We start from the raw sequence: 16,331 nt of genomic DNA on the forward strand, positions 1-16,331 counted from the left end.
GGCGGCGTCACTCCCACTCGATGGTGCCCGGGGGCTTGCTGGTCACGTCCAGCACCACCCGGTTGACCTCGGCCACCTCGTTGGTGATCCGGGTGGAGATCCGGGCGATCACGTCGTACGGCAGCCGGGACCAGTCGGCAGTCATCGCGTCCTCGCTGGAGACCGGACGGAGGACCACCGGGTGGCCGTAGGTGCGCCCGTCCCCCTGCACCCCGACGCTGCGCACGTCGGCGAGGAGGACCACCGGGAACTGCCACACGTCCCGGTCCAGCCCGGCCGCGGTCAACTCCTCGCGGGCGATCAGGTCGGCCTGGCGGAGCAGGTCCAGCCGCTCCCGGTCGACCGCGCCGATGATCCGGATGGCCAGGCCCGGCCCCGGGAACGGGTGCCGCCAGACCATCGCCTCGGGCAGTCCCAGCTCCAGCCCGAGCGCCCGGACCTCGTCCTTGAAGAGCGTGCGCAGCGGCTCCACCAGGGCGAACCTCAGGTCCTCCGGCAGCCCGCCGACGTTGTGGTGGCTCTTGATGTTGGCGGTGCCGGTGCCGCCACCGGACTCCACCACGTCCGGGTAGAGGGTGCCCTGGACCAGGAACTCGACGTCGCCGTGCGCGGCGATCTCCCGGGCGGCGGCCTCGAAGACCCGGATGAACTCCCGGCCGATGATCTTCCGCTTCTGCTCCGGGTCGGTCACCCCGGCGAGCGCGCCGAGGAACCGCTCCTGCGCGTCGACCACCTTCAGCTTGATGCCGGTGGCCGCCACGTAGTCCTTCTCGACCTGCTCCGCCTCGCCGGCGCGCAGCAGACCGTGGTCGACGAAGACGCAGGTGAGCTGGTCACCGACCGCCCGGTGCACCAGGGCGGCGGCGACCGCAGAGTCCACCCCGCCGCTGAGGCCGCAGATGACCTCCTTGTCGCCGACCTGGGCGCGGATCCGCTCGACCTGCTCGTCGATGATGTTCGCCGGGGTCCAGGTGGGCTCGATGCCGGCGATGTCGTAGAGGAAGCGCTGGAGCATCTCCTGCCCGTGCGCCGTGTGCCCGACCTCGGGGTGGAACTGCACCCCGGCCCGGCGACCGGCCACGTCCTCGAAGGCGGCGACCGGCGCGCCGGCCGACTCGGCGGTCACCGAGAAGCCCTCCGGCGCCTCGGTCACGCAGTCACCGTGGCTCATCCAGACCGGCAGCTCGGCCGGCAGCTCCCGCAACAGCACCCCGGCGTCCACCCGGGGACGCAGCGGTGTGCCGCCGTACTCGCGGTTGCCGGTGCGGGCGACGGTGCCCCCCAGGGCCCGCGCCATCGCCTGGAAGCCGTAGCAGATGCCGAAGACCGGCACGTCGGCGGTGAACAGCCCGGCGTCGATCTGCGGCGCCCCCGGTTCGTAGACGCTCGACGGGCCGCCGGACAGGATGATCGCCGCCGGGTCCTTCGCCAGCATCTCGGCGACCGGCATCGAGTGCGGCACGATCTCGGAGTAGACCCTCGCCTCACGCACCCGACGCGCGATGAGCTGGGCGTACTGGGCTCCGAAGTCCACCACGAGGACAGGGCGAGGCGTGCTCATGCCCAGAAAGCCTACCGACAGTCACCCCGGGTCCCGCCAGCGGCCGGCCCTGCCCGGTTGGCGGGCCGGGTGAGGTGGTTGCAGGGGACCCTTCCTCGACAGAAAACGGTAGGAAGGGCCCCCTGCAACCACCTCGGTCACCGCGACCACCCAACTCGTGGCAACGTGTCAGCGCTCACGAAGAGTGCCGGAGTGCGGCCGGCGCATCGGCGGGAACGGCCGGGTGGTGGGGTGGCAGGGGAGCGATCCGCCGGTAGGGCGCGCCGAGCGGCGGTCGCGGGTCCTCCTCACCCTTGTTCGGCCAGAACGCCATCGCCCGTTCCGCCTGCGCGGCGATGGTCAGCGACGGGTTGACCCCCAGGTTCGCCGAGACCGCCGCGCCGTCCAGCACGTGCAGACCCGGGTGGCCGAAGACCCGGTGGTACGGGTCGATGACCCCGCCGGCCGGGTCGGCGCCGATCACCGCGCCACCGAGGATGTGCGCGGTCATCGGGATGTCGAACGGCTCGGTCAGCGAACCGCCCGGCACCCCGCCGATCTCCTCGGCGAGCAGCCGGGCCGCCTCGTTGCCGGCCGGGATCCAGGTCGGGTTCGGCGTGCCGTGGCCCGGCCCGGAGACCAGCCGCCGGCCGAACGGACCACGCCGCAGCCGGGTGGTCAGCGAGTTGTCCGCCGACTGCATGACCAGCGCGATCACCGTCCGCTCCGACCAGCCGCGCACCGACAGCATCCGGGCCGCGAGACCCGGCTGCCGGAGCAGGATGCCGAGCCAGCGGCGGAGCCGGTGCGGGCCACCGTCGACCAGCAGGGACTGGAGCAGCCCCATGGCGTTGGAGCCGCGCCCGTAGCGGACCGGCTCGATGTGCGTCTGCGCGTCCGGATGGAACGAGCTGGTGATCGCCACCCCCTCGGTGAAGTCCAGCCCCCGCGCCCGGGCCACGCGGCGGGGCACCGCCGCGCCGAGGATCGCCTCGGAGTTGGTCCGGGTCAGCTCGCCGAGGCGGGGCGAGAGCCCGGGGAGCGCCCCGGTGGCCCGCATCTCGTGCAGCAGCCGCTGGGTGCCGAGCGCGCCGGCCGCGAACACCACCTGGTCGGCCTCGAAGACCTGCCGCCGCCGGCGCAGCCGGGCCCCGGTCCGGACGGTCTCCACCCGGTAGCCGCCGCCGGGCGCGGGTCGGACCGAGGTCACCGTGGTCAACGACGTCCTGCCACTGGGGGTCGGCGTAGAAGGCGTCCAGGGGTTCGTAGAGGGTGTTCGCGTAGACCAGGGAACCGCCACCCACCCCGGCCCCGGAGAGCACCAGCACTCCCCCACCGGCCTTCCGGTCGGCCGCTCTGAGCAGGCTGATCCGCTGGATGCCGTAGCAGCCCAGCCGGGGCGCCCAGAGGAACCGCCGCAGGCGCCAGGAGGTCTGCGGGAACTCGTGGTCGCCGAACCTGCGGCCCGCCTCCAGCACACCGACGGACCAGCCCTTCTCGGCCAGCCGCAGGGCCGCGACGCTGCCCCCGAAACCGGAGCCGACGACCACCACGTCGTACCGCATGGACGCATCATCTACCGATCGGTAACCCACGCGCCAGGGGCACTTTTGTCACCCACTGATCAGCGCGGGCGGTCCGGCCGCTCCCGGCCGAAGAGCCACGCGTCGAAGAGACCGTCCAGCTGGCGACCGGAGAGCTGCTCGGCCATCAGCACGAATTCCTTGGTCGTGGCGTTGCCGTCGCGTTTCTCGGCGACCCAGGTCCGCAACAGCCGGAAGAACGTCTCGTCGCCGACGGTGACCCGCAACGCGTGCACGGTCATCGCGCCCCGCTGGTAGACCGACGCGCTGAACAGCTCGTCCGCTCCCGGGTTCCCCGGCGGGACGCGCCAGAGCTGCGGCCCGGCACCGGAGTACGCGGCGTCGAACGCCTGCTGGGCGGTCTGGTCGCCCTGGTGTTCCGCCCAGAGCCACTCGGCGTACGTGGCGAGGCCCTCGTTGAGCCAGATGTCCTGCCAGCGCTGGAGCGACACGCTGTTGCCGAACCACTGGTGCGCGATCTCGTGGGCCACGATGCCGGTGTTCTCGCCCGCCCGGAAGAACCCGGCGGAGTAGACCGGCCGGCTCTGCGTCTCCAGGGCGTACCGGATCCGGCTGTCCGAGACGATCACCCCGCCGTACGCCCCGAACGGGTACGGCCCGAGGACGCTCTCCAGGTAGTCGGCCACCTCGAGGGTCCGCGCCATCGACGTGTCGGCCGCTCCCCGGGGCACCCGGTCGCTGACCGCGGTGACCACCGGTCGTCCCCGGTGCTCGCCGGTCTCCATCCGGTAGTCGCCGATGACCAGCGTGCTCAGGTAGCTCGCCATCGGGGTGCGCTCGGCCCAGTTCCAGGTGGTCCAGCCGTCGGCGCTGGTCCGGCCGGCCGGCACACCGTTGCTCACCGCGACCAGCCCGTCCGGCACGGTGACGTCGATGTCGTACGTCGCCTTGTCCGAGGGGTGGTCGTTGACCGGGAACCAGGTGCTGGCCGACTCCGGTTGGCCGAGGGCGATCGCCCCGTCCTCGGTGTGCAGGAACCCGCCCTCGCCGAGGGACTCGTTCTCCAGCGGCGCGGGTTCGCCGTCGTAGCGCACCTCGACCTCGAAGCCGTTGCCGGCGGGCAGGCCGGCGACGGGGGCGACGGTCAGCTCGGCACCGCTGTGCTCGTGGGTGGCGGGTTCGCCGTCCACACTCACCGCCCGGACGGTCAGCCCGGCCAGGTCGAGGTTGAGCCGGGACAGGTCGGTGGTGGCGGTCGCCCGGACGGTGACCACGCCGTCGAGCCGATCCCGCGCGGGGTCGTAGCGGACCTTGATCGTGTACTCGCGGACGTCGTAGCCGCCGTTGCCGTAGGTGGGGAAGTAGGCGTCCCCCGCCCCGGGCTGGCCGGGGGCGAACCTGCGGACGGTCGGCGAGGCGGACGACTGCCCGGTGGGCTCCGGCTCGGGCGGCGACGACTCGCAGCCGGCCACCACCAGCAGTCCCGCCCCGAGCAGCAGTGCGGCGCGGCGGGCGGTCGTGGGCCGTACCTGTGTCATCGCTACCTCCCGAGGCCGGCGGGGTGACCGGGGCCGACCCCGTCTCCCCCGCGGGACGTCCGCCCCGGCCGACCCGGTGCCGAGGCTGGTTCGATCCACCGCAGCCGTGCTGCCTGGCGTTCCGATGATCACATACGCCCCTGGGGACTCCGGGACGCTCCCACCGACGGTGGGACGCGTGGGGCGACCTACCGGCCGCCCCACGCCGCCACGGAACGGGTGGGGTCATCGGGGGAGAGGCTGTCCTTTGGTCTCCGGTCCGACGAACCAGACCAGGCCGAGTGCGATAACGTAGGACGCCACACCGACCGTCGTCGCCGCCGTCGAGATGCTCCCGAGCACGCTGATGAGCAGACCGGTGGCGAGCGTGAAGATCGCGCCTGCGATCCGGGCAGAGTTGAACACCGTCGAGATCGCGGTCGCCCGTCCCGCCGTGGGGAACAGCTCAGGCATGTAGATCGGCATCCACGCGAACTGCCCCAGGATGAAGAACCCGGCGACGCCTGCGGCGACGAGGGCAGCCCCCGGCGTCGAAACGGCGAAGAACAGGATCGGGAGGATCAACGCCGAACCCGCGTAGTAGACGAGCATGGTGGGTTTGCGGCCCCACTTGTCGGCAAGGTAGCCCAACAGTAGGTACCCCGGCACGGACGCGGCATTGAACACCAGGCCCGCGTTCGCGGCCCACGTGCCGGCGGGCAGTCCCATGCTCTTCGCGAGCTGGCCGGTGTACTGCGGGATCCAGGCCGACACGCTGTAGAGGCCGACGACCGACACCACGGTGATCAGGAGAAGTCGTAGAGCCCGCTGACGCAGGTGCGGCTGGCTGAACACCGACGTGAACGTAGACCGCAGGAGCTCTCGGTCCGCTGGGCTGACCTGTCCACCGCCTGCCGCGGTGGCCTTGGCCTTGCGCCTGCGGTCGCGGATCTCTGTCCACATCTCCGGGTCGTGGACGGCTCGGCGCACGTAGAGCACGATCAGTGCGGGCAGGGCGCCGACGAGGAACAGATACCGCCAGGCCTCGGTTCCCACCGGCTGAAGGAGAAACCAGGTCAGGGCCGCGAGCACGGCGCCGACCCCGAACCCGGACTGCAATACGGCGGCTGCCCGTCCGCGGGAGCGGTCGGGCCACAGTTCGCCGATGAGGGCCGTCGCGCTGCCCCACTCGGCGCCCAGGCCCATGCCGGTGATGAAGCGCAAGGCCAGTAGCCACCAGTAGTCGGGCGCGAACGCGGTCAGGCCTGTGAACACCGCGTACCAGAGAATTGAGATCATCAGGGTGCGTCGACGGCCGAGGTAGTCGGCGGCGAAGCCGGCGAGGATCCCGCCTAGGGCCCAGCCCAGGAGCGTCGCGGCGACCAGTGCGCCGACGTAAGCGGGAAGCCGTTCGATCTGGTCGCTGGTCCCGACGCTGGCGACAGCGGCCGAACCCGCGAGGACGAGTGCGTAGGTCTCGAACCCGTCGAATGTCCATCCGAGCCACGACGCTCCGAGTGCGTGGCGGCTGGTCTTATCGATGCTGCGCAGGGTCGCGGGTCGATTGTGGGTGTCAGGCGGCGGTACGGAGCTCTCCAAGTCGGACACAGTGCTCTCCTCTGAGCTGAAGACTCGACATCTCGGTAATCAGTTGAGCGCGTCGATCGGGGCAAGAACGGTGACGCTGATCGGCGACGCAAGCAAGTCCGGCAGCTGGGCGCGGTAGTTCTTGTAGTGCGTCGACGCGCGGTGAGCCTCCAGTGCAGAGGAGTCCTCGTAGCACTCGAGGAGCACGAACTCCGGACCGTCTCCCTGGGTGACGAACAGGTTGTAGAAGTGGCAGCCCGCCTCGGCGCGCGTCGGAGCCACCATCCCCTCGAGCAGTGCCTGCAGTCGGCCGGCGCTCTCGGGCGTCGGGGTGAAGCGAGCGATCACGGTCACAGGGTGCCCGTCGGCCATGATGTCTCCAGTCGGTTACGGCGGGGTGCCTCTTGCGTCCCCACAGGTAATACGTTATAAAACGTCTTATGAACATTGTCAAGGAAACGCAGGCAGTTCAGCCGGCGCCTGATCTCGCAGGCATGTCGGGGCAGGGCGGGTATGACATCCCCTGAAGACTCCGAACCACGCCTCGACCTGACGGGCGCTGACCTGCGGATCCAGCGCGGTCGAACCTCGGCTACGGCACAGCTGGCCGAACAGATCAAGGCGTTGATCGTCAAGCAGCAACTGCCCCCGGGCGCACGGCTGCCCACGGAAAAGGAGCTGATGGCGGAGTCCGGTCTGAGTCGGATCACCGTCCGCGCCGCAGTGGGCGCCCTCGAGAGTCAGGGCTGGGTCGTGCGCAAGCAAGGGCTGGGCACGTTCGTGTCCGAACCACTGGACCAGGAGTTGTCGTCCGGGGTCCGCACGATCACGGAGGTGCTGCTCGACCGCGGTGTCACGCCGCAGATCGAGGTGATGAGCTTCGGAGTCGAGCCCGCGTCGGCGTACGTCGCGCGTACGCTGGGGGAGCGTGAGGTGCTCACCGTCCGCCGCCGCTACGGCGACGGTGAGCAGCCCGTGGCGTTGGTGACGATCCACCTCCCGACCCGGGTGATCGATGCCGCCGAGCCGTTGCGTCTGGCCGAACCGGCCACCGAGACCACCTACACGATGTGGGAGCAACGGCTGGGCACGCGCATCGCGGAGGCCCGGCACGAGATCCACGCCGCAGGCGCGTCCGCGGACGTCGCGGCGGCGCTGGGCGTCGACGAGGGCGCACCGGTCCTCGTCCTCGATCGCGTCAGCTTCGACCACGACAACCGGCCTCTGGAGGTCGTGGTCTTCCACTACCGGCCGGATCGCTACGGCTTCTCGGTGACGCTTCCCCGCGTCATCGCGAACGAGACGGTCGGCATGACAGAGCGAACAGAAAGGTTGCGTCCATGACGAACGCCGATCCCGGCACGCCAGGGCACGCCGGCAGGGGAAGCCCGCACGTCGGGCTGATCCTCGCCCTCACCATCCGCGGCCTGTCCGTGGGCAACTACCCGGACATGACCCGCGTCGCGCAGACGGCGGAGTCCCACGGATTCGACTCGGTGTGGCTGTGCGACCACTTCCTGACCCTCAGCCCCGACGACTACGTCCGCGACGCCGGGATCACCGACGACGCGAACGGTGACGCGCCGGCGGCGCAGGGTCCGTCGTCGATCCCGCTCCTGGAGTGCTGGACGGCGCTGTCGGCGCTGTCGCGTGACACGACCTCGCTGCGGCTGGGCACCAGCGTGCTGTGCAACTCGTACCGCTATCCCGCCGTCCTCGCCAAGATGGCCGCGACCCTCGACGTGATCTCGGGCGGGCGCGTGGACCTGGGGCTGGGGGCAGGCTGGTTCCAGCAGGAGTTCGAGGCGTACGGGATCCCGTTCCCGTCGACCGGCGACCGCGTCTCGGCGCTCGCCGAGTCGCTGCAGGTGATGCGCAGCGTCTGGACCGAGGCCAACCCCCGGTTCAGCGGCGACTTCTACACGATCGACGGTGCGATCTGCGACCCGCCGCCCGTCCAGAAGCCGCACCCGCCGCTGTGGATCGGCGGCGAGGGGCTGCGGGTCAACCGCATCGCTGTCCGGCACGCGAACGGCGTCAACGTCCGGTGGTGGCCGGCCGAGAAGTGCGCTGAGCGCCGGGCGCTGCTCGATCGGGAGTGCGAGGCGATCGACCGTGATCCCTCGACCCTCGAACTGTCGGTGACGACGCTGCTCGCACCCACCGCGTCGCCCACGGTCCAGCAGCAGCTGCGCGCGCGGTTCAAGTCGATCCCGGAGAGCGGCCTCATCACCGGCTCCGCCGACGCCTGCCTCGAGCGGATTCGCGAGTACCGGGCTGCTGGGATCAACCACTTCCTGTTCACGATCCCGGACGTGGCCGACTCCGACTACCTCGACGTGGTGGGCGAGCAGATCCTTCCGCACCTCGGCACCACCCGCGCCCCCAGCCCCGCCTGACCTCCGCACACACCTGCTGAAAGCGAGCCGCACGATGACCTCCGATGTGACCTCCCGGTCGACCGAGACCGCTGGTGAGGAGTACCTCCGTCCGACCAAGTACATCGACTCCGACCACCCGACCGTCGTCGAGACTGCCCGCCGGATCACCGAGGGCGCCACGACCGACGTCGAGCGTCTGGGCCGCATCTACCACTATGTCCGTGACCTGCCCTACGACATCCTCGCCTCGTTCCGTTACCTCGCGAAGGGGCAGACGGCGGCCAGCGACGTCCTCGAGAACGGCGTTGCGTTCTGCATGGGCAAGGCCAGCTCGTTCGTCGCGCTGGCCCGCGCCGCCAGCATCCCGGCGCGCGTCGCCTTCCAGGCGCTGGACGCCCCCGAGATGGAGTTCCTCTCGCCCGAGGTCCGCATGCTGTGGGGCGGGCCGGTCGGGCGCCCGCTGCCGTGGCACTCGCTCGGAGAGGCGTTCGTCGACGGCCGGTGGGTCAAGCTCGACGCCACGATCGACGCGCCCACCGCCTCCAAGCTCGGCAAGCCGTACGCGGTTGACTACGACGGCCACACCGACATCCCCACCGTCGAGGGCCCGGTGCTGCGGGAGAACGGCAGCTACGCCGACTACCCCGCCGAGGTCGCGGACTGGTACCTGCGCGTGGCCCGCGAGGTGCTCGACGCGCTCGAGTCGACCGCCGCGCACGAGCGCGTCGCCGCCGACGACGTGCTGTGGAGCGGGCCGGACCCCGAGCTCGTCAGCCGTCAGGCCGTCGCCTGATCTTTTCCCCCCCAGTGGCGCGACGTCCAGGTCGAGCCACCGTGATTCCACCGCGTTCCCCGTTGACCCGAGAAGGACACCACAATGTCCGTTCGTCAGATCACCTCCGTCAACCCCGCGACCGAAGAAGTCCTGGGTCGCTTCGACCCGCACACCCCGGACCAGATCGAGGCGGCCCTCGCCCGGGCGGCCGGCGCGGCCGCCCAGTGGCGGTCCACTCCGATCGAGGTCCGCGCCGAGCACCTCCATCGCGCCGCCGCCATCATGCGCGCCGACCGGGACAGGCTCGCCACGCTGATCACCGAGGAGATGGGCAAGCCCATCGCCGAGGCGGAAGCCGAGGTCGAGAAGTCCGCCTGGTGCTGCGAGTACTACGCCGAGCACGGTCCGGCGATGCTCGCCCGCGAGTCGGTCGAGACCGCCGCCACGCGCAGCCACATCGCCTACGACCCGCTGGGTCTGGTGCTCGCCGTGATGCCGTGGAACTTCCCACTGTGGCAGGTGTTCCGGTTCGCGCCGCCCGCGCTGCTCGCGGGCAACGGCGCCGTGCTGAAGCACGCGTCGAACGTCCCGCGCTGCGCCCTCGCGATCGCCGAGGTCTGGGAGCAGGCGGGCTGCCCGACCGGGCTGTTCACCACGCTGCTGGTCGGTCCGGATGCCGTGCCGAGCCTCATCGCCGACGACCGCGTCCGCGCCCTGACCCTCACCGGCTCGACCGAGGTCGGCGCGCAGGTCGCGGCCATGGCCGCCGCGCACCTCAAGCCGCAGGTGCTCGAGCTCGGCGGCTCCGACCCGTTCATCGTCCTCGCGGACGCCGACATCCCCGCCGCCGCGGCCGCCGCCGTCACGGCGCGGATGCTCAACGCCGGGCAGAGCTGCATCTCGGGCAAGCGTTTCATCGTCGAGGACGCGGTCGCCGAGGAGTTCACCGAAGCGTTCGCCGCAGGCGTCGCCGCGCTGACCGTCGGCGACCCCTTCGACCGCGACATGCGGATCGGCCCGTTGGCCAGGGCGAGCATCCGCGCGGACGTGCTCGACCAGGTGCGCCGCAGCGTCTCAGCGGGCGCCAGGATCGTCACCGGCGGCACGGTGCCGGAGGGACCGGGCTTCTACTTCCGGCCCGCCGTTCTCGACAACGTCACCCCCGGGATGGCCGTGGCGGCTGAGGAGACCTTCGGACCGGTCGCCGCGGTCGTCCGGGCGAAGGACGCGCTCGACGCCGTTGGCATCGCCAACGCCACCGAGTTCGGTCTCGGTGCGGCCCTGTGGACGTCAGACCTCGACCGCGCGGAGCTCCTCGTGCCCCGCATCGACGCAGGCGCCGTGTTCGTCAACGGCATCGTCGCGTCCGACCCGCGCCTGCCCTTCGGCGGCGTCAAGCGCAGCGGCTACGGGCGTGAGCTGGGTGTCTTCGGGATCCGGCAGTTCACCAACGTCAAGAGCGTCTGGGTCGGGCCTGCGCGAAACGGCCAAGACCACCCGCTCAGCGAATGAACCACCAGGCCGAGATCGAAGGAGCTCCCATGACATCCCCTCAGCCCGCGCCACGGCTCGACGAGTCGTCCCAGCGCGTCGGCACCGTCGCTATCGTCGGCGGCACCGGTGCCCTCGGGCTCGGACTCGCGAGGCGGTGGGCGCACGCCGGTATCGATGTCCGCATCGGTTCTCGCCGCGCGGACGCCGCGCAGGCCGTTGCTACGCAGCTACCACGAGCGTCCGGCGGTGAGAACGCCGTGATGATCGATGGAGCGCCAGTCGTCGTCATCGCGGTCCCGTTCAGCGCCCACGTCGAGACTCTGCGGTCGCTCGCCAAGGTCATCCAGCCGGGGCAGCTGCTGATCGACACGACCGCGCCGATGGTGCCAGGGCGCCGAGGCCTTCGGCCCATCACGCCGTGGGCGGGCTCAGCTGCCGAGCAGGCCCAAGACCTGCTTCCGGCCGGCGTCTCGGTCGTCTCCGCGATGCAGACGGTCAGCGCCGCCATCCTGCAGGACCTCGGACAGCGCCTCGACGAGGACGTGTTGATCTGCGGCGACAAGAGCGCCGACAAGGCTGTCGCAGCTGGTCTCATCGAAAGCATCCACGGATTACGCGCGGTCGACTGCGGCCCCCTGGACATGAGCGGTATCTGTGAACGGATCACCGCGTTGTTGGTCGGTGTCAACCGGCGCTACAAGACGCACGCCGGAATCCGGCTCACCGGACTGCCCGTGACATCGGCGAACTCGAGCCTCGGCCGTCCCGCGTAATCCCTGCGTCCCTCCGATAGGGGGACAACCATGATCGTCAGGTGGTGCACGTCGCCGGCGCCTGACGGTCAAGGTACGGATGCAGCGCGTCATCGGAGGCTGAGCGGACGCGGGTGAGCCGTTCCCGTGGCGCACCTCAGCGCAGCGGGGCACGGCGGCAAAGGTACGCAGAGTGCAGTTGCCGATCCGGCCTTCGGCCGGCGAGTTGCAGGTGATGGACACCCCTGGTCGGGTGGTCCAGCAGCAGATTGGCGTAGGTCCTCGGTCGCTGGGTGGCCGCATTACCCGCTCCGAGGTGGCGGTGGCGGCTCTGGATGCTCACCTGCCCTGCGGACCGACCGCGCGGTCGTCGGCCGAGAGGCTGATCTGGCGGGCGGACGGTCCGGCGTCTCCCAGCGCCGCCTCCTGGTCGACATCGAGCCAACGAGAGCACCCGTGTCCCCCGAGTTGCCGGGGGCACGGGTGCTTCCTTTGATGCTGGCTCGCTGCGGCCTACGGTTACGCAGGCATGTGGATGACCGGCAGGTGCCCCTCGGGCCCGTACCGGTTGCCCTCGCTGGTCAGGATCGATGCTCGGTGCTCCAGGGCGGCCATCACCGTCGCGGCCAGGTCGACGCGGCCGGTGAGCCCACGCCAGTAGGACAGTTCCTGCCACGACTCGCCCCGGGTGGGCAGCCGTGCACAGGAGTCGTGGCTGAGCAGCCGGTACAGGTGCTTTCGGTGCTTGGCGTCGCCGGCCAGCTCCAGGGCCTCAGCGGCAGTAACGGCGGTGACGCCGAAGCGCTGGCCATCGGTGATGACCTCACCGATGGGTTCCCCGACGTGGATCGAGTACGGGTAGGCCAGCAGCGCTGAGCGGTCCAGCACCAGCGCGACCGGACGCTGCTCGTCCTCGCTGCTCACGCGGCCGGCCGGCTGGCGTCGTCCGCCTCATCCTGCATGTGTTGGCGCACCCGGTCGCGTACGGCGTCGTAGCGCTCGTGGGGCCATTGGGCCTGCACCTGTAGCCGGCGGGCGCGGGCCTCGGCCATGCCTTGCTCGGTGAGCTGCACCCCGGCATCGGCCATCAGCGCACGGAACTCGTCCATGCGCCTGCGGTCGCGGACGGCCTGGGCGACGTACGCGGAGGCGTTGGGCTGCTGCTCCAGGGTCTCGGCCACGTCCTCGGGCACGGAGACGGTCACGCGACGCTTTGTCATACTGATCAGGCTACTCCTGTCATATCATCACGTACAGCAACGTCACGCACTCGGAAGGGTGCCGGTGATGGCCGTCTCTTGTGCTTCCTGCTCCCGTAGCGGGTGCAGGCGTTCGCCGGATAAGCGGTGTGGGTCGCGAACCGCCGGTTCGCGACCCACACCCAAGGCGTCGCGGGTGAGACGGTGGGCTCAGCGGTCCAGGACCAGACCGACCTTCTGGAACTCCTTGAGGTCGCGGTAGCCGCACTTGGCCATCGCCCGACGCAGGCCGCCGAAGAGGTTGAGCTGGCCGTCCGGCTCGTCGGCCGGGCCGAAGAGCAGCCGCTCCATGGAGCCGAGCGGCTCACCGGCCACCTCGAACGCCCCCCGGGGTAGCGAAGGGTGGCTGGCCGCCGAGTGCCACCAGGCACCGCCGGCCGGGGCCTCCTCGCAGAGCGAGAGCGGCTCGCCGAGCATCACCGCGTCCGCGCCGCAGCCGAGCGCCTTGGCGATGTCGCCGGAGGTCTGCACGTCGCCGTCGGCGATCAGGTGCACGTACCGGCCACCGGTCTCGTCGAGGTAGTCCCGCCGGGCCGCCGCCGCGTCCGCGATGGCGGTCGCCATGGGCACCCGGATGCCGAGCACCGACTCGGTGGTCGACCAGCCGTCGCCGCCGATACCGACGATCACCCCGGCCGCGCCGGTACGCATCAGGTGCAGCGCCGTCTTGTAGTCGGTGCAGCCGCCGACGATCACCGGCAGGTCGAGGTCGGCGATGAACTCCTTGAGGTTCAGCGGCTCATCGGTGGTCGAGACGTGCTCGGCGGAGACGATGGTGCCCTGGATGACCAGGATGTCGACCCCGGCGTCCAGGATCACCGGGGCGAGCGCCAGGGTGTGCTGCGGGGAGACCCGGACGGCCACCGTGCCGCCCCCGGCACGCAGCTCGCGGACCCGCTCGGCGATCAGGTCCGGGCGGATCGGCTCGGCGTACACCTCCTGGAGGCGCTTGGTGGCTCGGGCGTCCTCGCCGAGCGCGGCCAGCTCCTCCAACACCTTGGCCGGGTTCTCGTACCGGGTCCAGAGGCCCTCGACGTTGAGCACGCCCAGCCCGCCGAGCTGGCCGAGCCGGACGGCGGACGCCGGGCTCATCGTCGCGTCGGACGGGTGCGCGACACAGGGGATGCCGAACTGGTACGCGTCGAGCCGCCAGGCGGTCGAGACGTCGTCGACGTCCCGGGTCCGGCGGCTCGGCACGATGGCGATGTCGTCCAGGTGGTAACCGCGCTGCGCGGTCTTGCCCAGCCCGATCTCGACCACGTCACGCATGAGGGTCTCCAGTTGTCGCAGGGGATGGTCAGCGGGTGTGGTAGTTCGGCGCCTCGACGGTCATCTGGATGTCGTGCGGGTGGCTCTCCTTGAGGCCGGCCGCGGTGATCCGGATGAGCTGGCCACGGCGGTGCAGCTCGGGAATGCTCTCCGCGCCGACGTACCCCATCGCGGCGCGCAGCCCGCCGATGAGCTGGTGGGCGACCGCGGAGAGCGGGCCGCGGTAGGGCACCTGACCCTCGACGCCCTCGGGGACCAGCTTGTCCTCGGCGAGGACGTCCTGCTGGAAGTAGCGGTCCTTGGAGTAGGAGCGGGCCTGGCCGCGCGACTGCATCGCGCCGAGCGAGCCCATCCCCCGGTACGACTTGAACTGCTTGCCGTTGATGAAGAGCAACTCCCCCGGGCTCTCCTCGCAGCCGGCGAGCAGGCTGCCGAGCATCACCGTGTCGGCCCCGGCGACCAGCGCCTTGGCGATGTCGCCGGAGTACTGGATGCCGCCGTCGCCGATCACCGGCACGCCGGCCGGGCCGGCGGCCCGGGCCGCCTCCATGATCGCGGTGATCTGCGGCACGCCCACCCCGGCGACGATCCGGGTGGTGCAGATCGCACCCGGCCCGACCCCGACCTTGACGCCGTCGGCACCCGCGTCGACCAGCGCCTTCGCCCCGGCGTACGTGGCCACGTTGCCGCCGACGACGTCGACCGCGGTGTCCTTCTTGAGCTGGCGGACCATGTCCAGCACGGCCCGCTGGTGGCCGTGCGCGGTGTCCACGATCAGCACGTCCACGCCCGCGTCGACCAGGGTCCGGGCGCGCTTGTACGCGTCCTCGCCGACCCCGACGGCGGCGGCGACCCGGAGCCGGCCGGCGTCGTCCTTGGTGGCGTTCGGGTACTGCTCGCTCTTGGTGAAGTCCTTGACGGTGATCAGCCCGCGCAGCCGGCCCGCGTCGTCGACGATCGGCAGCTTCTCCACCTTGTGCCGGCGCAGCAGGGCCAGCGCCTCGTCCTTGCTGACCCCGACCGGGGCGGTGACCAGCGGGGTCCGGGTCATGATCTCGCGGACCGGGGTGCCCGGCTCGGTGACGAAGCGCATGTCCCGGTTGGTGACGATGCCGACGAGCTGGCCGTCGGCGTCCACCACCGGCACGCCGGAGATGCGGTACCGCCCGCAGAGCGCGTCGACGTCGCGGAGGGTGTCGTCCGGGCTGGCCGTCACCGGGTTGGTGATCATGCCGGACTCGGAGCGCTTGACCAGGTCGACCTGGAGCGCCTGGTCCTCCAGGGAGAGGTTGCGGTGCAGCACGCCGATGCCGCCCTGCCGCGCCATGGCGATGGCCATCCGCGCCTCGGTCACCGTGTCCATCGCACTGGAGAGCAGTGGCACGGAGAGGGTGACGTTACGGGTCATCCGGGTGACCGTGTTGACCCGGCTCGGCACGACGTCCGACTCACCGGGCTGGAGCAGCACGTCGTCGAAGGTCAGGCCGAGCGGGACCACCCGCGCCGAGCCGGCGGGCAGTTCCGGCAGGTGGCCGCCCAGCTCGCCGGGCTCGGCACCCGTCGGACGATCGGCGCTGGGCGAAATATCCACGATTGCTCTCCTGAGCTGCTCGAACGGGCTTCAGTGAGGTGGTGCGCGGCACCGGAACACGCCGCCGAACGCGGGCGCGTCACCTCATCGTACCCATTGAGCTGGGCGGCCCCGGGCGGCGGCGCAGTGCGGTGACGGGCGGGCTGGGGCAGGCGGGCGGACGGGCTTGGGTCTACGGTGAGGGGGTGCACGACGAGCCCATCGACCCGTTTAACGGCGACCCGGCCGACCCGGCCGCCGGCCTGCACGATCCCGGCGACGACACCGGGCTGGAACCGCTGACCGACGTCGAGCGGCAGGACGTCCTGGAGGACCTGGCGGATCTGGAGATCTACCAGGCGCTGCTGGCGCCGATCGGGGTCCGCGGGTTGGTGATCGAGTGCGAGGACTGCCACGAGCCGCACTACTTCGACTGGGACCTGCTCCGCGGCAACCTGCGCCACCTGCTCAGCTCCGGACGACCCCGGGTGCACGAGCCGGCCTACGACCCGGATCCCGACCACTACGTCACCTGGGACTACGCCCGTGGCTACGCCGACGGGGTGCACGACACCCTGACCGAGTCCGGCGAGGACGACACCGACTCCCCGAGCGCCTGACCCGGCCGGGCAGCCGGGCCGGC

At 71.1% G+C, this 16,331-nt stretch carries 14 protein-coding genes and 1 pseudogene; 6 read left to right on the forward strand and 9 right to left on the reverse strand.

What is annotated here, in order from left to right; genetic code table 11:
- Positions 1-7: 7 nt before the first annotated feature.
- From guaA to GA0074694_RS02200, 5 genes and pseudogenes are all read right to left on the reverse strand, one after another.
- On the reverse strand, positions 8-1,561 hold the full coding sequence (gene guaA / locus GA0074694_RS02180; protein WP_091451620.1) for a glutamine-hydrolyzing GMP synthase: 1,554 nt from the start codon (positions 1,559-1,561) through the stop codon (positions 8-10).
- 175 nt (positions 1,562-1,736) lie between these two features.
- A pseudogene (locus tag GA0074694_RS02185) lies at positions 1,737-3,105 on the reverse strand (FAD-dependent oxidoreductase).
- 59 nt (positions 3,106-3,164) lie between these two features.
- Positions 3,165-4,622 carry a M1 family metallopeptidase gene (locus GA0074694_RS02190; RefSeq protein WP_091451626.1) on the reverse strand — a complete coding sequence of 486 codons (1,458 nt, stop codon included), beginning with the start codon at positions 4,620-4,622 and terminating at the stop codon, positions 3,165-3,167.
- A 225-nt stretch (positions 4,623-4,847) separates the two neighbouring features.
- Positions 4,848-6,209: an MFS transporter gene (locus GA0074694_RS02195; protein ID WP_091451629.1), complete on the reverse strand. Its 1,362-nt coding sequence runs from the start codon at positions 6,207-6,209 to the stop codon at positions 4,848-4,850.
- A gap of 39 nt (positions 6,210-6,248) precedes the next feature.
- Complete coding sequence (locus GA0074694_RS02200; protein ID WP_091451633.1) at positions 6,249-6,560, reverse strand: putative quinol monooxygenase; 312 nt, start codon at positions 6,558-6,560, stop codon at positions 6,249-6,251.
- 141 nt (positions 6,561-6,701) lie between these two features.
- Here GA0074694_RS02200 and GA0074694_RS02205 point away from each other — a divergent pair, with 141 nt between their 5' ends.
- The 5 genes from GA0074694_RS02205 (at position 6,702) to npdG (ending at position 11,611) form a co-directional block, all read left to right on the forward strand.
- Positions 6,702-7,532 carry an Rv0792c family HTH-type transcriptional regulator gene (locus tag GA0074694_RS02205; RefSeq protein ID WP_091451636.1) on the forward strand — a complete coding sequence of 277 codons (831 nt, stop codon included), beginning with the start codon at positions 6,702-6,704 and terminating at the stop codon, positions 7,530-7,532.
- On the forward strand, positions 7,529-8,587 hold the full coding sequence (locus GA0074694_RS02210; protein ID WP_091451639.1) for a TIGR03619 family F420-dependent LLM class oxidoreductase: 1,059 nt from the start codon (positions 7,529-7,531) through the stop codon (positions 8,585-8,587). The genes GA0074694_RS02205 and GA0074694_RS02210 overlap by 4 nt, the downstream gene beginning before the upstream one ends.
- A gap of 34 nt (positions 8,588-8,621) precedes the next feature.
- On the forward strand, positions 8,622-9,362 hold the full coding sequence (locus GA0074694_RS02215) for a transglutaminase-like domain-containing protein (RefSeq protein ID WP_091451642.1): 741 nt from the start codon (positions 8,622-8,624) through the stop codon (positions 9,360-9,362).
- 84 nt (positions 9,363-9,446) lie between these two features.
- Positions 9,447-10,856 carry an NAD-dependent succinate-semialdehyde dehydrogenase gene (locus GA0074694_RS02220; protein WP_091451645.1) on the forward strand — a complete coding sequence of 470 codons (1,410 nt, stop codon included), beginning with the start codon at positions 9,447-9,449 and terminating at the stop codon, positions 10,854-10,856.
- 29 nt (positions 10,857-10,885) lie between these two features.
- On the forward strand, positions 10,886-11,611 hold the full coding sequence (npdG, locus tag GA0074694_RS02225; RefSeq protein ID WP_091451649.1) for an NADPH-dependent F420 reductase: 726 nt from the start codon (positions 10,886-10,888) through the stop codon (positions 11,609-11,611).
- A gap of 498 nt (positions 11,612-12,109) precedes the next feature.
- Here the strand turns inward: npdG and GA0074694_RS02235 are convergent, their stop codons facing one another.
- The 4 genes from GA0074694_RS02235 to guaB all read right to left on the reverse strand — a co-directional run bounded on the left by GA0074694_RS02235 (position 12,110) and on the right by guaB (position 15,709).
- Positions 12,110-12,514, reverse strand: coding sequence for a hypothetical protein (locus GA0074694_RS02235; protein WP_091451653.1), 405 nt, complete (start codon positions 12,512-12,514; stop codon positions 12,110-12,112).
- Positions 12,511-12,810: a hypothetical protein gene (locus GA0074694_RS02240; RefSeq protein WP_091094489.1), complete on the reverse strand. Its 300-nt coding sequence runs from the start codon at positions 12,808-12,810 to the stop codon at positions 12,511-12,513. The genes GA0074694_RS02235 and GA0074694_RS02240 overlap by 4 nt, the downstream gene beginning before the upstream one ends.
- Before the next feature lie 189 nt (positions 12,811-12,999).
- Positions 13,000-14,118 carry a GuaB3 family IMP dehydrogenase-related protein gene (locus GA0074694_RS02245; RefSeq protein WP_091451657.1) on the reverse strand — a complete coding sequence of 373 codons (1,119 nt, stop codon included), beginning with the start codon at positions 14,116-14,118 and terminating at the stop codon, positions 13,000-13,002.
- Positions 14,119-14,146: 28 nt separating this feature from the next.
- Positions 14,147-15,709 (reverse strand): IMP dehydrogenase, encoded by a 1,563-nt coding sequence (gene guaB, locus GA0074694_RS02250; RefSeq protein WP_091451661.1) that lies wholly within the window; start codon positions 15,707-15,709, stop codon positions 14,147-14,149.
- A 185-nt stretch (positions 15,710-15,894) separates the two neighbouring features.
- Here guaB and GA0074694_RS02255 point away from each other — a divergent pair, with 185 nt between their 5' ends.
- On the forward strand, positions 15,895-16,308 hold the full coding sequence (locus GA0074694_RS02255) for a DUF5319 domain-containing protein (protein WP_091458529.1): 414 nt from the start codon (positions 15,895-15,897) through the stop codon (positions 16,306-16,308).
- The last annotated feature ends 23 nt before the right edge of the window (positions 16,309-16,331 follow it).

Origin of the sequence: Micromonospora inyonensis (assembly GCF_900091415.1) — a bacterium.
Lineage (GTDB): Bacteria > Actinomycetota > Actinomycetes > Mycobacteriales > Micromonosporaceae > Micromonospora > Micromonospora inyonensis.